Below are 19,492 nucleotides of genomic sequence, written 5' to 3'. Positions count from 1 at the left end.
GGAGCCAAGGCTCCCTTTTCGCTTGGTCACCCAATAGGCGATATGTCTGGGCCCAATGTCTTAGAGGTGAAATACATGGATTTGCTCGCTCTCGCTGACTTCAATCTGGTTGCCCGCCATGGCGGGTTCGGCAGGGCGGCAAGAGAAGCTGGGCGCCCCATGGCAACATTGTCCCGCCGGGTGAGCGAACTGGAAGCGAGCCTGCAACTGCGCTTGTTTGAGCGGGGCGGGCGCGCCCTGAAGCTCACGCAGGAAGGCCGCGCTTTGTTCGAGCGAACTGGCGTTCTGCTCACTGAACTCGAGGAGGCTGCGGCAGCTATTGCATCCGGTGGCGAGAATCCACGCGGCACGCTGCGGATCAGCGCGCCATTGTTGTTCTCCCAGATGGCGATGGGAAAACTCGCCGCCGAGTTTGCGATGAAATACCCGCAGGTCCGGCTCGAGGTGACGGGTGAGGACCGCAATGTCGACATGGTTGAGGAGGCCTATGATCTGGTGATCCGGGTCAACCCAAAGCCCGATGAAAGTCTGGTCGGACGCGCCTTCCTGCACGATCGGCTCGTTGTGGTTGGGAGCCCCGCCTTGGCGCGTCCGGATAAGGGCGAGCCGGTTCCAGCGGTTGTCCAGGTGTCAGGCGAGCGCGCCGTGACCTGGAGCCTGCGCTCGCAGAACGGACCCAAGAGCATAGCCATTGATCCAATTCTTAAACTCTCATCGCTGCCCATGATCCGCGATGCTGTCCTTACAGGGGTCGGCGCCGGGCAACTGCCGATCTCGTTGGTCAGCCATGACCTGGCCGCCGGCCGGCTGGTGCATTGGGGCGACATCGATGCTCCCGACACCACTCTTTGGGCGCTTTATCCCTCTCGGCGCCTGCTAAGTGCGCGCGTATCGGCCTTTCTCGAGCATTTGCGGCTGGCCTTTCCCAAAGGCACGCCGGACGAGTTGGCGGCCTATGTCGCATGGTGACGAAAGGATGGTTCATCCACGAGGAGGCAGAAACTCACTGTGAAAGCGGGCGGCATTGGCCATCAGGATATCCCGGCGCTCCGCCAGGATTTCGGGAGTTGGCGGGGTCGGTGGCGTGGTGCGGCTCGGGAGCACTTCACCGACGAGTTTGAAGAATTCTTCCTGCCCCGCCGGCAGGCAGATGCAGAGGAAGCGGGCCGGAGCCGCCGACACCACGCGAAAGCCATGCGGCGCATTGGCCGGGATGTTGATGGATTGGCCGGGGCCGACGTGGTGGACCTCGTCACGAAAGGCAATTTCCAACTCGCCTTCGAGGATGTGGAAAACCTCCTCGAAATCATGCCGATGGGGCGGTGGACCACCGGCCGGCACCAGCATGTCGATCATTGTATAGCGACCGCCGGTCTGCTCGCCCGAGATCAGGATGGTGTAGGTGCCAGCTCCGATACCCAAATGAGTAAGTCCTGCATCCTCTGGGTGGATGATGGTCGCGGTGCGGCTGGGATCATCGGGTGGAAGCTGGGTGGATTGTTCGCTCATTTGGCTGTTGCTCATGTCGTTTCTCCTAAGAACATGAACAAGATATGCCGCTGCACTTGCGAGCGGCAGATCGCGGATTTGGACGAACAGTTTCACCCATGGAACAGTGGCTTGCCATCCTTCCGCTGCCACGCACTGCCTATGGCGCCAGTTGACGCTCGATCGCCGCGTTAGAGCAGTTCCAGTTGGTCCAGCAGCGCCAGGCCTAGCCGCAGGCTCGCGCCGGTGTTGATCAGCATGGGCGGCAAGGTCAGCCACTCCAGCGTCCATGCCGCGCCCGAGCGCTCATATTCATGCACCATGGCCTGTTGCAGCGTGCCGGCCAGGCCCGCATTGGCGCGGGCCAGCGCCACCAGCACCTCGGCATTGACCGGGTTGGACTTGTGCGCCATGGCCGACGAGCCGCCCCCGCCGTGCAGCTGCACGGCTGCCACCTCATTTTGCGCCAACAAGGCGATATCCGCTCCGATCTTGCCCAGACTGCCGCTGATCATCGCCAGAAGATTGCCAAGCGCCACGATGGGGTCGCGCGTGGCCTGCCAAGGGGCAGCGAGTCCCAGATCAAGCCGCCGCGCGAGGGCTGCAGCAATGGCGTCGCCTTGCCCGGCAAAACTGCCGCGATCCCCCACCGGCCCGCCCAGTTGCACCACGAGCAGGGTACGGCGCATGGACAGCAGCAGGCGCAAATAGCGCTGCAGGGGCTCGCGCCAACTCGCGAGCTTGGCGCCCCAACTGGTCGGCAGTGCCACCTGCATGCGGGTATGGGCCATCAGCTCCCGCTCGCCAGCCGTTTCCGCCAGCCGGTCGAGCTGCCCCAGCAGGGCGCTCAGCCGCTCCTCATAAAGATCAAACACCTCGGCGAGCTGCAGCATCAGGGCGGTATCGATGATGTCCTGGCTGGTCGCGCCCTTGTGCACGGCCGCGCGATGAGGCTCAGCAACCAGCCCCCGCAATTGCCGCACCAGCGCGGGCACCACAACGCCATCCTGCGCCATTCCGGCCGCCAGAGCTTGCCAATCGGGGACAAAGTCGTTGATGCCGGCAGCCACTGCGGCCGCCGCATCTTCGCTGATCCAGCCGCACTCGGCGCTCGCCTCGGCCAGCGCCGTTTCCACCGCCAGCATGGCCGTGATCTGGGCGTCATCGGAGAGTAGGCACGCGACTTCGGCGTCGCCGGCGAGAGCCCTGAGCAAGGTGTTCATAGCCGTCACTCTCCCCCGCTCAGATGTCGAAGAACACTGTTTCTTTGTCACCCTGAAGGTAAATGTCGAGCACATAGCGCGGCACCATGCCCTCCTCGCGCCGGGCAATCAGCGTCTGCCGGCGGCGCGGATCCAAGATCTTGTTGAGCACGAAATCGGCCGCATTGGCTTCCGCTTCATCGGCGAAATAAAGCCGCGTCTGCAGCCCGATATTGATGCCGCGCGCCACGATCCAAAGGCTCACATGCGGCGCCATCGGCTTGCCGTCCGGTCCTGCTACGGGACCGGGCTTGATCGTCTCGAAGGTAAAAACACCCTCGGCATTTACCGGCTGGCGGCCCCAGCCGGTAAAAGGGGGGGCCGAATTGCTGTTGGGCCCCATGGGCGCTGCAAAGGCGCCGCTCGCATCGGCCTGCCAGATTTCGACCACGGCATCGCCAACCGGTGAGCCCGCGCCATCGACGATGCGGCCCACGATCTCGATGCGCTCGCCCACAGTCTGGGGCGTCAGCATGGCCAGGCCCGGATCGGCGTCATAGATGCCCCGGATTTCGGCAAAGTTCGGCGTCATGCCGATATGCACATAGGGCCCGGCCGTTTGCGAGGGCGTTTCGCGCAGGGTTGGAACGGGGTGCAACATCAGTTCCCCTCCAGTTTGTTTTCGAACATGGTCGAGCGGCGTCCGCGCAGCACGATGTCAAAGCGATAGGCGAGCGCGTCCATGGGCGTGGTGTTGTGGCGATCCAGCCGGGCGATCAGCTGCTCAATGCCAGCCTTGTCGGGCACGGTGCCCACAATCGGGCATTGCCAGATCATCGGATCTCCTTCGAAATACATCTGGGTAATCAGCCGCTGGGCAAAGGCGTGCCCGAACACGGAAAAATGGATATGGGCAGGGCGCCAGTCATTGGCGCCATTGGGCCAGGGATAGGCTCCCGGCTTGACCGTGCGGAAGGAATAAAACCCGTTTTCGTCGGTGATGGTCCGCCCGCAGCCGCCGAAATTGGGGTCGATAGCGGCCAGATATCCTTCCCTTTTGTGGCGATAGCGCCCGCCGGCATTGGCCTGCCAAAATTCCACCAGCGTATTGGGCACGGCGCGGGCGTTTTCATCCAGCACCTGGCCATAAACGATCATGCGCTGGCCGATTGCCTCGGTCCCATCCTGGCTGTAGTTGCGGATCAGATCATTATCGAGCTGGCCCAGCATCGAATGACCAAAGGTGGGGCCGGTCAGCTCGCTGGCCGTCGCGCCCAGCGCCAGCAGGGGCTGGCGCGGCGCGCGAAAGGTCGTGCTCTTGTAGCCGGGGGTGTTGGCCGGCGGGTGCCAGCTGTGGTCGCGCTGATAGAGGGCGCCATCGGCGCCGGGCAGCATGATCGCGCTCATTGGCTCACCTCATCGCGTTTGGCCAGCTCTTCCTTGGCAATCCGGAAGGCCCGGTTGGCGGCCGGAACGCCCGCATAAACGGCAACATGCAACAGGGCCTCCTTGATGTCGTCGGGCGAGGTGCCCGTGTTGACGCTGGCGCGCACATGCATCGCCACTTCCTCGTCGTGGCCCAGCGCCGCCAAGAGCGCGATGGTCAGCATGGAGCGCTCGCGCTTGCTCAATCCCGGCCGCGACCATACCGAGCCCCAGGCGCCTTCGGTGATAAAGGTCTGGAAATCGTCGTCGAACACGGTTTTGCGCGCGTTCGCCTTGTCGACATGGTTGTCGCCGAGCACGGCGCGACGGGTCGCCATGCCGCGTTCAAAGCTTGGGCTTGTTGCCATAACCGGCCTCGCTGAGGAAAGTGGCGATCAACCCGGCCAAGAGTCCGGGCTGCTCGATGGATGGGATATGCCCGACCCCGGGCATGATCTTGAACTGCGCACCGGGGATGCGCTGCGCGGTCGCCTGCACCAGCTCCGGCGGCGTGGCGAGATCGGCATCGCCGGCCACTACCAGCGTGGGCAGCCCGATAGCGGCAATGGCTTCGGTCAGATCGGTGTCGCGCAGCGTGGCGCAGGTGCCGGCATAACCAATGGCGGGGGTGCGCAGCAGCATGTTGCGCCAACCGGTGACGGCGTCCGCCTCAGCGGCCCGATAGCCCGGTGAAAACCAGCGCTCCACCAGCAGGTCTGCCAGCGCCGCCATGCCACCATTCTCAACGGCGGCGATGCGCTCGCTCCACAGCCCGTCATTGCCAATCCGCCCCGCGGTGTCGCACAGGATCAGGGCGCTGAGCCGCTGGGGTTGCGCAAGCGCAAAGCCCTGCGCGATCAAACCGCCCACCGAAACCCCCGCCAAGGCGAGCCGCTCCACCCCCAAATGATCGAGCACCGCCGCAAGGTCGGACAGGTGATCGGCAAGGGCGTAGGGACCCGGGGGCGCATCGCTGAGGCCATGGCCGCGCTTGTCATAGCTCAGGAGGCGATAGTGCGGCACGAGCCTCTCGATCACGCCGTCCCAGATCCGCGCATCGGTGCCGAGCGAATTGACCAGGGCGAGGACTGGCGCATCGGCGCGCCCCTGCACCGAATACCGCAGCACCACCTCGCCGTTGCGCACAAATCCCATGCTTTCCCTCCCACCCGGCGCCAGGGCTGGCGCCGCTCGCCGCTAGCTCCGGCTTTCAATCATCTTGAGCAGCGCCGCGACGCCCGTGGCGTAGCCGGAGGCCCCCAGGCCGGCCAGCACGGCGTCGGCGCGCATGGACACATAGGAGCGGTGATAAATCGGCTCGCGCCGGTGCACATTGGAGATGTGGAACTCGATCACCGGCCCCTCGAACATCTTGAGCGCATCGAGCAGGGCAATGGAGGTGAAGGTGAAGGCCGCAGGATTGATGAGGATCCCCGCCCCCTCGTCGATCGCCTCGTGCACCCAGTCGATCAGCTGCTCTTCGCTGTTGGTTTGCCCAAAGACGACCGGACGCTCGCCCGCGGCGCTGCGGCAGATCTGCTCCACTTCCGCGAGGGTCGTCGTGCCATAAATCGCCGGTTCGCGCTTGCCCAGCCGGTTCAGATTGGGGCCGTTTAGAACATAGATGGGCTTCATTGCACGGCTCCATAGCCAAACATCCTGGGCAGCCAGAGCACGGTGTCGGGCACGAAGGTAAAGAGGATCAGGGCGCCGATCAGCGTCCACAAAAACGGCATGACATCGCCGATGATCGCCCGCATCGGTGAGCCCGAAATGCGCGTCATGATGAACAACAGCATCCCGTAAGGCGGGGTGATGAGCCCGAGCATGATGTTGACCACGGCAACGACGCCGAAATGCACCATGTCGATGCCCAGCGCTTGCGCCGTCGGGATCAGCACCGGCACGATGACGAGGAGGATCGTCGTGCCTTCCAGCACGCAGCCCAGCACCAGCAGGATCAGGTTGACGATGATGAGGAAGGTCACCGCGTTCAGATCCCACGACAGCAGGATGGTGCTGATCGTGCGCGGGATGTTTTCGATGGTGACCACATAATTGAACACCAGCGCCCCCGCGATCAGCATGCCGATCGAGGCCGTGGTCTTGGCGCTAACCAGCACCGATTGGTAAAGGTCCTTGGACTTCACCGCCCGGTAGATCAGCACCGACACCAGCAGCGCATAGGCTGCGGCAACAGCGGCCGCTTCGGTTGGCGTCGTGATGCCCCCATAGATGCCATACATCAGCACGACCGGCATGAAGAGGACGGGCAAAGCCTGCCAGGTCATGCGCGGCAGCTGGCGCACCGGCACCGGCGGCTCGATGGGGAAATTCTTGACCCGTGCCGTGACGGCAATCAGCACCATCATGAAACCGGCCATGAGAAGGCCAGGGACCACGCCGCCCAGAAACAGGTAGCCAATCGAGGTATCGGCCACCAGCGCGTACAGCACCATCGGAATGGAGGGCGGGATGATGGGGCCGATCACGGCAGTGACGGCGGTGAGCGCCGCGGCATAGGACGGGGTGTATTTGTTGTCCTTGGTCATCATGTACTGCATCATCTTGCCCGAGCCGGCAGCGTCCGCCACGGCCGAGCCGGACATGCCGGCAAACACGATGGATTGCAGCACATTGACCTGCGCCAGGCCGCCACGGAACCGGCCGACCAGCGCGTCGCACCATTTCAGCAGCCGCTCGGACAAGGTGCCTGAATTCATGATCTCGGCCGCCAGGATGAACAGCGGCACCGCAAGCATGATGTAGTTGGAGTACATGCCGTTGAGAAACTGCTCGGCGACGATGCCGGGGTCCTGCCCTTTCATCAGCAGATAAAGGATCGAGCCGCAGATCATCGCCAGCCCCATGGGCAGGCCGAGAAAGGCCAGAACCGTCAACAGCCCCAGCGACAAGCCGAATGCCAGGGAAATGGTCATATGCCCGAACTCACCTTGGTGTAGTCGAAATCGTCCGCGCTCTGGCCCCAGGCCGCCTGCCAGGCGAGGTGGAGCTGGCGCACGATCATCGCCACGGCAAAAATGCCATAGATGGAATAGAGATAATCGAAGCGGATCTTGAGATAGGCCGTCTTCTCGACCTTCATGAAGGCGATGTAATCGACCACCGCCGGCAGCGAGAGGGTGAACAGCACAACGAGGGTGAGCGAGGACACCAGCACCATCGCCCTCTTCACCTTGCCACGCGCCGCGCCGTAAAAGATGTCGAAGCGGATATCCTCGTCGTCGCGCACCACGAAGGCGGTGCCGAACAGCACCATCCACAGCCACATCACGACGCTGATTTCATGCGTCCACCCGATGGGCAGGTTAAGCAGGTAGCGAAAGACGATCTGGATGATGAAGACCACGAACATGATGGCCAGCATGGCCGCCAGCAGGTTTTCGGCGCGCGCATGCAGCCACCGGCCGATGCTGGAGAAAGAAGAAGGCATGGCGCAACTCCCGGTGCGCAGCCGCAGCGGCTGGCCAGACATGGATGCTGGGGCGGCACCCCTTGGGAGTGCCGCCGTCGTGAAGTGTGCGGCTAGAGCGCGTTGATGCGGTCGACCACGCCTTCGGGCCAATCCTTGGCCAACTCCGATTCCAGGTATTTCTGCTGGGCAAAGGTGCGGAAGGCCTCGAGGTCTGGCTCATAGACGTCAAGTCCGGCCGTCTTGAAGCGCTCGACGAGCTCGGCTTCGCGCGCCAGATGCTCCTTTTGGCTGAAGTCGATGGCGTCCTTGGCGGCGGCGTCAAAGGCAGCCTGCTGCTCGGGCGTCATCGCGTCCCAGCTCGCCTTGCTGATCACCAGCAGGTCAAAGCCCACCAGATGCGAGGTCAGCACGATCTGCTTCATGACTTCGTAGAACTTCATGTTCTCCACATTGGGCAGCGGATTGTCCTGGCCGTCGATGGCCCCGGTCTGCAGGCCGGTATAAACTTCGGCATAGGCCATGGGCGTTGGATTGGCGCCGATGGAGGTGCCGAGGAACTGCCAGGCATCGCCACCGGGCATGCGCAGCTTCACGCCGGCCATGTCCTCTGGCGTATTGATCTTCTTGTCGGTGATCAAACCAACCTGGCGGGCACCGAAATAGGTCGGCCCAAGGATGCGGATGCCAAGCTGGTCTTCCGCCATCTGCTTGAACTCGGCACCGACATCGCTGTCAAAGAAGGTGCGCAGGTGATCGGCGTCGCGGAACAGATAGGCCGAGGTCAGCACCGACCAGGCCGGGATCTGGTTGGAGATATCCTGGGGCGCGATATTGCCCATTTCCAGATTGCCGCGCTGCAAGGCCACCAGTTCGGTGCCCTGCTTGAACAGATTGCCCCCGAAATAGGGCTCGATGGTCGCGATCTCGGCGATACCCTCGCTCAAGCGGCTCATCATTTCGGCGCGAATGTCCTGTTCAGTGAACACTGCCGAAAACCGGAGCACAGGCTTGCTCTCCTGGGCTGCCACCGGCATGGCCGCTGCCAACAACAGGCCGCCGAGCACCACTGCGCGACGCGTAAATCCAAAACGCATAGTCATCCTCCCATGTGGTCGCCCGCTATCAGGCGTAACGGACGCACGGCTTGCCACCGTCGTTTGTTCGTCCTCGCTGCACAATGTACGAAACAGTTCGTTCATGTCAATGCGGCTTCTGATGCATTCGAAGCTAACCGGCTAAATCGTCTTTGTCATTGATTTTTCCTTTCGTATGATGATCATGAGGTCAGAACAACGCAGGAGACGACGTGGCAGGCGAAGGGCAGCAATTGGATGAAGGCGTAGCGGACCTCACCTTCCGTCGAATTCGCGGCGACATCATCGCCGGCACGCTCCCCCCTGGCCGCAAGCTCAAGCTCGACACCCTCAAGGCACAATATGGGGCCAGCGTCAGCACGCTACGCGAAATCCTCAACCGGCTTGCGAGCGAAAGTCTCGTCGTCGCCGAGGGGCAGCGCGGCTTTGAGGTGGCGCCCGCTTCAGCCGAAAATTTGCTTGAGGTGGCCGACCTGCGCCTCCTGCTCGAGAGCCACGCCATCCGCCTGTCGCTGGCCAGCGGCGATCTCGATTGGGAGGGCCGCGTCGTCGCTGCTCATCACAAGCTTTCGGTGGTCGAGGCGCAGTTGCTGCGCGGGGAGATCGAGCGAACCGCCCAATGGGTGCGCTATGACTTCACCTTCCACAATGCGCTGATCTCGGCCTGCGGCTCCCAGACGCTGCTGGCGCTGCATGCCTCCGTGTTTGACCGCTTCATTCGCTATCATATGCTGGCGGCAAGCTTTCGCGGCGCTGATGTGATGAGCGACCACAAGGCGCTGTTCGAGCTGGCGATGGAGCGCAATGCCGACGCCATTGTCGCCAAGCTCGCGACCCATATCCGGAGCGGCGTCGATTATGTGCTCTCGACCGGCCGGATCTAGCCGGTAATGGCAGCGTTGAAGCTGTCCGCCATGGCCCGCGGGTCGGGCTGGCATCCGCTAAACAGCGCAAAAGCGCGCACCGCCTGGTAAACCGCCATGCCGCCGCCCGGCATCACCGCGCAACCCTGCGAATAGGCATGCCGGATCAACTCGGTTTGCAGCGGGAAATACACCACATCGGCAATCCAATGCCGCGACGAAATCAAGGCCGGATCGATCGGCATGCCTGGCAGCTTGGTCATGCCCACCGGGGTGGCGTTGACAATCCCATCCACCCGCCCCGCGACCTCTGCCACATCGCTGATGGCATGGACATCGGCATCGAGCCGCTCACGCAAGCGGCTCACCGTCGCCTGCGCCCGCGCGGCATCGGTGTCGTAGATATCGAGCCGCCCGACCCCGCATTGCAGCAGCGCCTGCGACACCGCGGCCCCCGCCCCGCCGGAGCCGAGCTGAAGCACCCGCTGGCGTGCGGCCGACGGCAGATTGCGCCGGAAGCTTTCGGCAAAACCCCAGCAATCGGTGTTGTGCCCGACCATACGATCACCCAGCACCACGGTGTTAACCGCGCCGATTGCGGCGGCATCGGGCGCCAGGTCATCAAGCAGCGGCAGCACGGCCTGCTTGAAGGGATAAGTGACGTTGAGGCCGGCAAAGCCCAACTCCCGCGCTTCGGCGAGGATTTCCGGCAATTGCGCGTCACTCAGGCCAAGCTGGTCAAAATCGATCAGGTGGTAGCGGTAATCGAGCCCCAGCCTTTGCCCTTCACGCTCATGCATCAGCGGCGACAGGGACCCGCCAATGCCGCGACCCACCAGGCCGATGGTGATCCCGTCGCGCGCGGGGAGTTCCCCGTTCAGCACCAGGTGGGCCAACGGCTGTGCCGGACTAATGGCGATGTGCAAAACCCGTCTCCCCGCCCGCCACTTGCCGTTGCAACTGGGAGTGGCCTTGTGTTTCACGCCGGCCAGCCGATAAATGCTGTTGAGCGATTTGCGGCAGAATGTACGAACCGGTTAGTTTAGTCAATTGCCGCGCCGGAGGAAGGTGTTGCTGATATGAGTACCCGGCTCGAAACCACCAAGACCCGCGCCCGGGCCGCGCCAACCCGCGCGCAGGATCCCGAGGGCACCCGGCAGAACATCATTGAAGTGGCGGCGCAGGAATTTGCCCTCAACGGACTTTCCGGCGCCCGCATCGACGAGATCGCCGCCAAGACGCGCTCCTCCAAGCGCATGATCTATTATTATTTCGGCAGCAAGGAAGGGCTCTATCTCAGCGCCCTCGAGAACGCCTATCGCCAGGTGCGCGAGGGCGAAGCCCAACTCGACGTGGCGGGCCTGCCCCCGCTCGATGCGCTCAAGCGCCTGGTGGAATTCACCTTTGACCATCACCATCAGCATGAGGAATTTATCCGCATGGTGATGATCGAGAACATTCATCATGGCGAGTTCCTCGAGCGCTCCGGCGTGATCCGCGAACTCAACGTCACCGCCATCGGCAATATCGAAGCCATCTATGCCAAGGGCCTGGCGGACGGCGTGTTCCGTCCCGGGCTCGACCCGCTCGAAGTCCACTGGCAGATCAGCGCCTTGTGCTTTTTCAACGTGTCCAACCGCGCCACGTTCTCCAAGATCTTCGGCAAGGATGTGGGCAGCCCCGCCGCCCAGGCCTCGCTGCGCCAGCAGGCCGTTGAGATGGTGCTGCGCTTCGTCACGAGGCCCGACAAGCTCCCCTGAGCCATCAGCATCGCCACCGCTTCGGCCACCATTCGAACCTGCATTGCAAATGTACTAACTAGTTCGTACTCTCCTCTCAAAATGGGGAGAACGGCCATGAAGACCTCGATTGCAACCGTGTCGATCAGCGGCGATCTGCGCGAAAAACTCGAGGCGGTTGCCGCCGCCGGCTTCGCCGGGGTCGAGATTTTCGAGAACGATTTCCTCGCTTATGCCCATTCCCCGCGCGATGTGGCGGCGATGGTGGCCGATCTTGGCCTCAGCATCACCCTCTTCCAGCCGTTCCGAGACTTTGAAGGCTTGCCCGAGCCGCAGCGCAGCCAAGCCTTTGACCGGGCCGAGCGCAAGTTCGACCTCATGGAGCAGCTCGGAACCGACCTGATCCTCGTCTGCTCCAGCGTTTCCCCCCTTTCGCTGGGCGGCATCGACCGCGCTGCCGCCGATCTGCGGGAATTGGGCGAGCGGGCCGGGCGCCGGGGCTTGCGCATCGGCTACGAGGCACTAGCCTGGGGCCGCCATGTCAACGATCATCGCGATGCCTGGGAAATCGTGCGCCGCGCCGATCACCCCAATCTGGGCATCATCCTCGATAGCTTCCACACGCTCTCGCGCAAGCTCGACCCCAATTCCATCCGCTCCATTCCCGGCGACAAGATCTTCATCGTGCAACTGGCTGATGCCCCTCTGATCGACATGGACCTGCTGTATTGGAGCCGCCACTTCCGCAACATGCCCGGCGAAGGCGATCTGCCGGTCACCGAGTTCATGCGCGCCGTCGCCGCCACGGGCTATGACGGCCCCATTTCCCTCGAGATCTTCAACGACCAGTTCCGCTCCGGCTCGCCGCGCACCATCGCGCTCGATGGCCATCGCTCGCTGGTTTACCTGATGGATCAGGTCCGCCAGGCCGAGCCCGATATCGCCATCGCCGTGCCCACACTGCCGCCGCGCGTCGACGTCAAGGGCGTCGCTTTCGTGGAGTTTGCCGCCGACGAAACCGAAGCGGGCGTGCTGGCCGGTTATCTGCGCCAACTTGGCTTCCGCCTCACTGGCCGGCACCGGGCCAAGGCCGTCGAGCGCTTCACCCAGGGCGAGATCAACATCATCATCAACACCGAACGCGAGGGCCTTGCCCACTCCGCCTACCAGACCCACGGCACCTCGGCCTATGCCATTGGCCTCCTCGTCGATGACGCTGCCGCGACGGTCGAACGCGCCCGGGCGCTGGACGCGCAAATGTTCAATCAACGCGTCGGCCCGGACCAGCTCAGCATCCCCGCCATCCGCGGCGTCGGGGGCGGCGTGATCTATTTCCTCGACACGAGAAGCCCGCTGGGCCGGGTCTGGGATATCGAATTTGAATCCGTGAGCGACCCCGAAGCGCTGCAGACAGCCGGGCTTGGGCATTTCGACCACGTGGCGCAAACCATGAACTACGAGGAAATGCTGACCTGGATCCTCTTCTATCGATCCATTTTTGTCACCGACAAGAGCCCGATGGTGGATGTGGTGGACCCGTCAGGGCTGGTGCGCAGCCAGGTCATCGAAAATGCGTCGGGCTCACTGCGGCTGACGCTGAACGGCGCGGAAAGTCAGCGAACGCTAGCCGGCCGCTTCATCGCCGAAACTTTTGGCTCCAGCATCCAGCACCTGGCTTTCGCTACCCCCGACATCTTTGCCGCTGCCAACGCACTGCGCGCCAATGGCATGGCGACGCTCGAAATCTCGCCCAATTATTACGAGGATCTGCAGGCAAGGCTGGGGATTGACGAAGCCATGCTCGATCGGCTGCGCGCCGGCAATGTTCTTTATGACCGGGATGCCGATGGGGAGTTCTTCCAGGTGTATTCGCGCAATACTGGGGAAGGCTTCTTTTTTGAGATTGTGCAACGCCGGGCAGGCTATGCCGGCTACGGCGCTCTCAACGCCCCCTTCCGTATCGCCGCGCAGAAGCGAGCGCTGGCAATGGTGGCTGGTGCTTGAGGAGGGCGGACCTTGGGAGCTCAAGGTATAGAGCAACGAAATTGCTGAAGTGCAGAAATCGCCCCTACATTCGAGAGCCCGCCGACATGGTCAGCGGGGCGATACTCGTGGCGGGTATTACCGCCCCTGAGCGAGGGGCGGTAATAAACATGCGTTTAGAACGTGTCCTTAGGTCGGCTGCACGAGCCCGGCGTCGACGAGCGGCCGGATCGCCTCGATCTCGCGGGCAACGGTTTCGCGCATTTCGTCCGGTGTGTTCAGGACAGGCGCCACGCCGAGCGAAACCAGCAGCGCCTGCGATTCCGCCAATTTGCTCCAGGTCTTGAGCGTATCGTTGATCTTGCTGATGATCTCGGCCGGCATGCCCTTGGGGCCAACAATACCAAACCATAGGGTTTGCTGATAACCGTCAAACCCCTGCTCGGCAACGGTTGGCACATCCGGCAGCTCGCCCATGCGCTGGGCCGAGGTGACCGCAAGGGCCTGCAGCTTGCCGGCCTTGATATGCGCAAGGTAGTTGGCCGGGGCGTCGGCGGAAAAATCTATGTGCCCGCCAAGCAGGTCGGCGGCCAAAGGCGGCGAGCCCTTGTAGGGGACGTGGTTGATTTCCACTCCCGCCTGTTGGCCAATGATGGCAGCACAAATGTGACCCTTGGTGCCGGCGCCGGGATTGCCGATATTGACCTGCCCCGGATTGGCTTTGGCATAGGCGATCAACTCCGGCAGCGTCTTGGCTGGGGCGTTCATGCTGGCAGTCAGCAGCGCCGGGCTTTCGGCAAAAACCGTAATGGGCTCAAAATCAGCTTCCGGGTCATAGGCAAGGTTGGTTTGCACCACCTTGTTCGCCGCCAGAGGTGCGCTGCCGCTTACCAGGATAGTGTAACCATCCGGCGCGGACCGCGCGAGCTTGCCACCGGCCAGCGCGCCAGCGGCACCAGCAATATTCTCAAGCACGAATTGCTGGCCGTATTCTTTGGTCAGGATATCGGCAACGAGGCGCGCAAGGATGTCGCTGGTGCCGCCCGGCGGATAAGCTGAAAGAACTGTAACCGGCTTGCTGGGCCAGCTATCTTGCGCGAACGAAATTCCTGTTGAGGCCAATAGTCCTGCGGTACCGCCAAGGACGATAAATTCGCGTCTTTTCATGTTTCCCTCCTGCACGCCCTCTTCGATTGCTTGGGCTTGGCTGGAGCGATACTTAGCGCAATAGCTACAGCAGCAGGTATTCAACAAGCCGCCCATTCCACCTCACGAAACAGGTCCCTCGCCTGCCAACCACTGCTCTTCGTTGGCGTGAAAGTCCGCGAGTTCCTCCGGTCGGTCATCACCAAGCAGGTCCTGGTTGACCATCACGCCACGGCTGCGCTGGATATAGGTGAGAAACTTGTAGGAGGGCCGCATGGTGTCGAGCAAGGCGCGGTCGATCGGCAGCGGGTCAGACGTGAGCGTGGGCGCCATCACGTCACGCTCGAAAAAGACGTGGAAGCTAGCCAACTTCCAGCCGCCACCCTCGCATATAGCGCGGGAGAAGAACCGGCAGAATACCTGGAAGTCGACTTCCACCCCTTCGAGCTTGGCCCGGTTGAAGATCATGGCCGGGCTTTCGATTGTGGCGCGGTTCCCAATGATCTGAGCAAAAGCGGGAAACACCCAATGCTTGCTGTTGCCGGTGTTGCTCATCCACTTGCGCGTTGCCGCGACATAGGCGTCGCCCCCTCTGCCGTCATACCAGCTAGTGCGGACATAGGCGTCACGATGAAAGCACGCAGCCATCACATCGAACCGGCGCTGGTCGCGCGCAAAGCGTTCGCGGCGTACCAGGTCGAACAGCACCGCGCGATTGAGATAGTCGCCCTCACCTTGGCCGACGTTGATTTGCATGACTGGTCCTCGTGTTTAGTGAACGGGCGGGTTGAGGTCAGTCTAACTCCTGGAGCCCATCCTGCCGCACCTTTCGGAAGGCAGGCAGGAGGATCGAGACCAGGAGGACCGCTGCGATCAGCAGGGTTGCGACACTGACAGGGCTCGTGACGAAAACCGTCGCGTCTCCGTGCGAGATCAGCAGCGCACGGCGCAGATATTCTTCCGCCATGGGACCCAGGATCAATGCCAGGATCAGAGGGGCTGGCTCGGCGCCGGCCTTCCGGAAGACATATCCAAGCACGCCGAACAGGGCCATGAGGTAGACATCGAAAGCGCTGTTGCGGATGCTGTAGACGCCAATGGCGGTGAATACGCAAATCAGCGGAAACAGATATTTGTAGGGCACCGAGATCAGCTTGGCCCACATGCCGACAAGCGGCAGGTTGAGGATAAGCAGCAGCAGATTGCCGATCCACATCGACACGACCAGTCCCCAGAAAAGGGCGGGTTGCTCGGTCAGGATATTGGGGCCCGGCTGCACGCCCTGGACCACCAGCGCTCCTATCATCAGAGCCATGGTTGCGGTGCCTGGCAGGCCCAGCGTCAGCATGGGGATAAAGGCGGTTTGGGCGGCAGCATTGTTGGCAGCTTCGGGCGCAGCCACGCCCTCAATGGCACCTTTGCCAAACTCTTGCGGATGCTTGGAGATTTTCTTTTCCAGCGCATAAGCTGAGAATGAAGATAACAGCAGGCCAGCGCCCGGGAGGACCCCCAGCAGCACGCCGATGCCGGTACCGCGCATGATGGGCATTGTCATGCGCTTCCAGTCGTCCCGGGTGGGAAACAGCGAGCTCACCTTTGCGATGGTTGCAGCCCGCGTATCCTCATTTTCCAGATTAGCCAGGACGTCGCCCAGACCGAAGATGCCAGTGGCAATGATGACGAAGTTCAGCCCGTCCATCAGGTCCGGTGAGCCGAAGGTATAGCGCGCGGCCCCTGAATTAACGTCGGTGCCGATGAGGCCCAGCAGCATGCCCAGCAGCACCATGCCAAAGCCAGTGAGCAAAGAGCCGGATGTCAGTACCATTGAGGTAACGAGACCGAGTACGATCAGCGAGAAATATTCGGTGGGACCAAAGCTGAGAGCCATGCCGGCAAGAATGGGTGCGGCGATGACGATGAAAAGGGTGCCGACCGTCCCGGCAAAAAAACTTCCGATGGCGGCTGCGGCGAGCGCCCGACCCGCCTTGCCCTGCTTGGCCATCTCGTGGCCATCGAGCGTGGTCACCACCGAGGAGGCCTCGCCGGGCAGGTTCATCAGGATCGCGGTGGTGGAGCCACCATATTGTGAGCCGTAAAAGATGCCCGCCAGCATGATCAGGGCGGTGTCGACCGGTAGCCCAAAGGTGAAGGGCAGGAGCATGGAAATGGTGGCAATAGGACCGAGGCCCGGCAACACGCCGACGGCGGTGCCCAGCAGCACGCCCGCAAAGCAATATGCGAAATTTGTAAACGTGCTGGCAGTTTGTAGGCCGAGCAGCAGCCCGCTGAAGATGTCCATGTCGACCTCTTAGATACTGGGAGCGCCCAGAGCCTGCAGCCAAGTCCCGACCAGCGGGATGGGCAGACCCAACAGCGAAACGAACAGGACGCCGCAGACAACCGAAAAGGCTGCGGCTCCACCAACGGCCTTCCAGTTCAGTTCGAACCGAATGCTGGCCATGCCAGCTCCAAGGCACAGCAGGAGCACCGCAAGAGGCAATCCCAACTTGTCGAGCAGGAAGCCGAACACGCAGATCGCACCCGAGACAATGGCAATAGGCAACCAGCGCGTCAGTCCGATTGCCTCGGAGGTACCAAGGCGGGCTCGCGCCAGGATGGCAAATCCGGTTAGAGTCAGCAGAGCTGAGATGACGACCGGGAAAAAACCTGGGCCCATTCGGCCCGGCGTGCCCAGCGGATAACCGAGCGCCATTAGCAGGGCGATGATGCCGATGGCGGTGAAAAGTCCGCCCTGAACAACATCTTGCGTAATCTTCACGTGCACACTCCTGAAGCTGATGCTGGTGTTCGGGCGCTAGCCTGGATAGCCCAGCACAGCCTTGACTTCGAGATACTCACGGAAGCCGTAGACCCCGAACTCGCGGCCATTTCCGGACTGTTTGTAGCCGCCGAACGGCAGACTGCGATCGAATGGTGCGCCATTTAGATAAATGCGCCCTGCCCTGATGCGCTTGGCCAGTTTGAGCGCGCGCTCAGGGTCGCTGGACTGGATGAAGCCTGCCAGACCAAAGGGCGTGTCATTGGCGATCTCGATCGCCTCCTCTTCGGTTTCGTAATTGAGGATTGAAAGAACCGGGCCGAAGATCTCTTCGCGGGCTATGGTCATCTGCCTGGTGACATCGCCGAACACCGTCGGGCAAACGTAGTAGCCCCGGTTCATCTCGGCTGGACGGCCAGTCCCGCCGGCGACCAGGGTGGCGCCCTCGTCGATGCCGCTCTGGATAAGCTTTTGCACCTTGTCGAACTGGCTCTGGCTGACCAGCGGTCCCAGAGTGGTCTCCGGCAGGAGCGGGTCGCCGAGGCGGATCGAGGCTACGGCGGTTCTTGCCGCATCAAAGGCGGCGTCCCGCTGCGAGACGTGGACAAGCATGCGGGTTGGAGACTGGCAGTTCTGGCCAGCATTAGTGTAGCAAGCGTGGACGCCCGCGATCACAGAGGCGCGAATATCAGCATCACGCAGGATGATGTTGGCGGACTTGCCACCCAATTCCTGCGCCACCCGCTTAACAGTTGGGGCCGCCAGCATGGCCACGCGAATGCCGGCATTGGTCGAGCCGGTGAAAGAAACGAGGTCGATCTCGGGGTGTGAGGCAAGCGCCTCCCCCACCGTGGGGCCGTCGCCATTGACCAGATTGAACACGCCGGGCGGCAGACCTGAATCATGGATGATCTCGGCAAGGATCATGGCGCTGAGCGGAGCGATTTCGCTCGGCTTCAGCACCACGGTGCAGCCGGTCGCAATGGCCGGCGCAACCTTGGAGGCCACCTGGTTGAGCGGCCAGTTCCATGGCGTTATCAGCCCACACACGCCGATGGGCTCGTGGCGCACGATGCCAGGGCCCATGCGTTCCTCGAAAGCAAAGTCGGCGAGCACACGAGCGGCTTCCTCGAAGTGGAACAGCGCGACGGTGGCCTGGCGTTCGGTGGAAAAGGTGATCGGCGAACCCATTTCCAATGTCATGGTCCGCGCCAGTTCGGGCAGCCGCGCGCGGAAGCCCGAAATAATGCCGCCAAGCCAGATCAAGCGCTGCTCGACGCTGGTCTCGGAATAGGATGCGAAAGCGCGACGGGCTGCGCTCACGGCGCGATCCACATCGGCAGACGAGCCCAGGCTGATCCGGCCGATGGTTTCCTCCGTTGCCGGACTGACTACGCCCAAAGTCGGGGCACCGACGGGCTCGACCCACCGGCCATTGATATAGAAGTTCAGCTTATCCATGCCTGCCACCTAAGCCCGTAAGGCCGATCGCTTTCATCACTAGTGCATCATCCTCTGGTCGCAAGGCACCGGCAGCAGGCGTTCCGCCTGGCGAGGCGAACTGTCTCAGAGGTGCCGTCCCTCATCCACCGGCACGACGATGCCGGTGGAGCTGGTCAAATTGACGATACAGGCCACTACGGCGCGAGCCACATCGTCAGGTGTGGTGACATGGCCAAGCGGCAGCCGTTCGGCCGTCTTTTCCAGTTGCTCGCGCGAGCGTCCCGGCACAAAGCCAGTATCCACGCCAGCGGGCGAGACCGAAAACACCCGGACCTTGGGTGCTAACACCTTGGCCAGAGCGATGGTGAGCGCATCGACACCCGCCTTGGCCGCTACATAGGCCAGGCTGCTGCCGATTCCGGTTCTTGCGGCAATTGACGAGACATTGACGATCGCTGCGCCGGTGCCGCGCTCCAGCAGGGGGCGAAAGGCTCGCATGACTGCAAATGGCCCCCGCAGATTGATCAGAACCGTTTGATCAAAAATGTCGTCGCTCAGAGCGGCGAGGTCGGCCACTGGCACAGGTGTCGTGGATCCGCCGGAGTTGACCAACGCGTCGAGGCTGCCGAAGCGTTGGTCGATGGCAGCGGCCGCCTCGGCGATGGTCCCGCCATCCTCCATGGAGATCCGCATGGCAAGGTGGCCGCTGCCCTTTAAACCAGCAACAACTTTATTGGCAGTTTCAGCTTGGCTGTTGTAGCCAACGATGACGGTTGACCCTAAGGCGGCAAGTCGCGCGGCGGTCGCCCGGCCGATGCCACTGCTGCCGCCAGTCACCAAAACGGTGCGTGGGGCGGCGAGCGGCGGAACATCAATCAAATCCATGCCAGATCT

21 protein-coding genes are annotated in these 19,492 nt (G+C 62.4%); 4 read left to right on the top strand and 17 right to left on the bottom strand.

Annotation, left to right across the window (positions count from 1 at the left end):
• Positions 1–75 precede the first annotated feature (75 nt).
• Positions 76–969: a LysR family transcriptional regulator gene (locus AC3YMN_RS00180; RefSeq protein WP_489888473.1), complete on the top strand. Its 894-nt coding sequence runs from the start codon at positions 76–78 to the stop codon at positions 967–969.
• 12 nt (positions 970–981) lie between these two features.
• On the opposite strand, the gene AC3YMN_RS00175 is transcribed toward AC3YMN_RS00180, so the two are convergent.
• The 10 genes from AC3YMN_RS00175 to dctP all read right to left on the bottom strand — a co-directional run bounded on the left by AC3YMN_RS00175 (position 982) and on the right by dctP (position 8,645).
• A complete protein-coding gene (locus AC3YMN_RS00175) occupies positions 982–1,524 on the bottom strand; it encodes a cupin domain-containing protein (RefSeq protein WP_489888472.1) in 543 nt (180 codons plus the stop codon).
• A 155-nt stretch (positions 1,525–1,679) separates the two neighbouring features.
• Positions 1,680–2,711, bottom strand: a complete 1,032-nt coding sequence (locus AC3YMN_RS00170; RefSeq protein WP_489888471.1) for a 3-carboxy-cis,cis-muconate cycloisomerase — start codon at positions 2,709–2,711, stop codon at positions 1,680–1,682.
• A 19-nt stretch (positions 2,712–2,730) separates the two neighbouring features.
• Positions 2,731–3,351: a protocatechuate 3,4-dioxygenase subunit alpha gene (pcaG, locus tag AC3YMN_RS00165; protein ID WP_489888470.1), complete on the bottom strand. Its 621-nt coding sequence runs from the start codon at positions 3,349–3,351 to the stop codon at positions 2,731–2,733.
• The gene (pcaH, locus tag AC3YMN_RS00160; protein WP_172125767.1) at positions 3,351–4,097 is read right to left on the bottom strand and encodes a protocatechuate 3,4-dioxygenase subunit beta; all 747 of its coding nucleotides are present in this window, start codon (positions 4,095–4,097) and stop codon (positions 3,351–3,353) included. Before pcaH ends, pcaG begins: the two co-directional genes overlap by 1 nt.
• Positions 4,094–4,483 (bottom strand): 4-carboxymuconolactone decarboxylase, encoded by a 390-nt coding sequence (gene pcaC / locus AC3YMN_RS00155; RefSeq protein ID WP_489888469.1) that lies wholly within the window; start codon positions 4,481–4,483, stop codon positions 4,094–4,096. Before pcaC ends, pcaH begins: the two co-directional genes overlap by 4 nt.
• Entirely contained in the window at positions 4,461–5,270 is an 810-nt protein-coding gene (pcaD, locus tag AC3YMN_RS00150) for a 3-oxoadipate enol-lactonase (protein WP_489888468.1), read from the bottom strand. Before pcaD ends, pcaC begins: the two co-directional genes overlap by 23 nt.
• A gap of 42 nt (positions 5,271–5,312) precedes the next feature.
• Positions 5,313–5,750: a type II 3-dehydroquinate dehydratase gene (locus AC3YMN_RS00145; protein ID WP_489888467.1), complete on the bottom strand. Its 438-nt coding sequence runs from the start codon at positions 5,748–5,750 to the stop codon at positions 5,313–5,315.
• Positions 5,747–7,054: a TRAP transporter large permease gene (locus AC3YMN_RS00140; protein ID WP_127751914.1), complete on the bottom strand. Its 1,308-nt coding sequence runs from the start codon at positions 7,052–7,054 to the stop codon at positions 5,747–5,749. Before AC3YMN_RS00140 ends, AC3YMN_RS00145 begins: the two co-directional genes overlap by 4 nt.
• A complete protein-coding gene (locus AC3YMN_RS00135; protein WP_489888466.1) occupies positions 7,051–7,569 on the bottom strand; it encodes a TRAP transporter small permease in 519 nt (172 codons plus the stop codon). The genes AC3YMN_RS00140 and AC3YMN_RS00135 overlap by 4 nt, the downstream gene beginning before the upstream one ends.
• A 92-nt stretch (positions 7,570–7,661) precedes the next feature.
• On the bottom strand, positions 7,662–8,645 hold the full coding sequence (gene dctP / locus AC3YMN_RS00130; protein ID WP_489888465.1) for a TRAP transporter substrate-binding protein DctP: 984 nt from the start codon (positions 8,643–8,645) through the stop codon (positions 7,662–7,664).
• Positions 8,646–8,857: 212 nt separating this feature from the next.
• On the opposite strand from dctP, the gene AC3YMN_RS00125 reads away from it, so the two are divergent.
• A complete protein-coding gene (locus tag AC3YMN_RS00125; protein WP_489888464.1) occupies positions 8,858–9,529 on the top strand; it encodes a GntR family transcriptional regulator in 672 nt (223 codons plus the stop codon).
• On the opposite strand, the gene AC3YMN_RS00120 is transcribed toward AC3YMN_RS00125, so the two are convergent.
• On the bottom strand, positions 9,526–10,434 hold the full coding sequence (locus AC3YMN_RS00120) for a shikimate dehydrogenase (RefSeq protein WP_489888463.1): 909 nt from the start codon (positions 10,432–10,434) through the stop codon (positions 9,526–9,528). The two genes, AC3YMN_RS00125 and AC3YMN_RS00120, sit on opposite strands and share 4 nt — an antisense overlap.
• A gap of 153 nt (positions 10,435–10,587) precedes the next feature.
• Between AC3YMN_RS00120 and AC3YMN_RS00115 the strand changes: the two genes are divergently transcribed.
• A complete protein-coding gene (locus AC3YMN_RS00115; RefSeq protein WP_127751910.1) occupies positions 10,588–11,268 on the top strand; it encodes a TetR/AcrR family transcriptional regulator in 681 nt (226 codons plus the stop codon).
• Positions 11,269–11,364: 96 nt separating this feature from the next.
• Entirely contained in the window at positions 11,365–13,251 is a 1,887-nt protein-coding gene (locus AC3YMN_RS00110) for a bifunctional sugar phosphate isomerase/epimerase/4-hydroxyphenylpyruvate dioxygenase family protein (RefSeq protein ID WP_489888462.1), read from the top strand.
• 168 nt (positions 13,252–13,419) lie between these two features.
• Here AC3YMN_RS00110 and AC3YMN_RS00105 read toward each other — a convergent pair whose 3' ends face one another.
• From AC3YMN_RS00105 to AC3YMN_RS00080, 6 genes are all read right to left on the bottom strand, one after another.
• Positions 13,420–14,397, bottom strand: a complete 978-nt coding sequence (locus AC3YMN_RS00105; protein WP_127754265.1) for a Bug family tripartite tricarboxylate transporter substrate binding protein — start codon at positions 14,395–14,397, stop codon at positions 13,420–13,422.
• 102 nt (positions 14,398–14,499) lie between these two features.
• Positions 14,500–15,132, bottom strand: coding sequence for a nuclear transport factor 2 family protein (locus tag AC3YMN_RS00100; RefSeq protein WP_489888461.1), 633 nt, complete (start codon positions 15,130–15,132; stop codon positions 14,500–14,502).
• A 37-nt stretch (positions 15,133–15,169) separates the two neighbouring features.
• The gene (locus AC3YMN_RS00095) at positions 15,170–16,675 is read right to left on the bottom strand and encodes a tripartite tricarboxylate transporter permease (RefSeq protein ID WP_489888460.1); all 1,506 of its coding nucleotides are present in this window, start codon (positions 16,673–16,675) and stop codon (positions 15,170–15,172) included.
• Between the two features lie 9 nt (positions 16,676–16,684).
• Entirely contained in the window at positions 16,685–17,155 is a 471-nt protein-coding gene (locus AC3YMN_RS00090; protein ID WP_164854883.1) for a tripartite tricarboxylate transporter TctB family protein, read from the bottom strand.
• A 36-nt stretch (positions 17,156–17,191) separates the two neighbouring features.
• Positions 17,192–18,616, bottom strand: a complete 1,425-nt coding sequence (locus AC3YMN_RS00085) for an aldehyde dehydrogenase family protein (RefSeq protein WP_489888459.1) — start codon at positions 18,614–18,616, stop codon at positions 17,192–17,194.
• A gap of 105 nt (positions 18,617–18,721) precedes the next feature.
• Positions 18,722–19,483, bottom strand: coding sequence for an SDR family NAD(P)-dependent oxidoreductase (locus AC3YMN_RS00080; RefSeq protein ID WP_489888458.1), 762 nt, complete (start codon positions 19,481–19,483; stop codon positions 18,722–18,724).
• Positions 19,484–19,492: the final 9 nt, after the last annotated feature.

The organism is Devosia sp. Z11_6, assembly GCF_058133665.1.
Note: the sequence above shows the minus strand (reverse complement) of the source record. Positions and strands in the feature narration are given on the sequence as shown.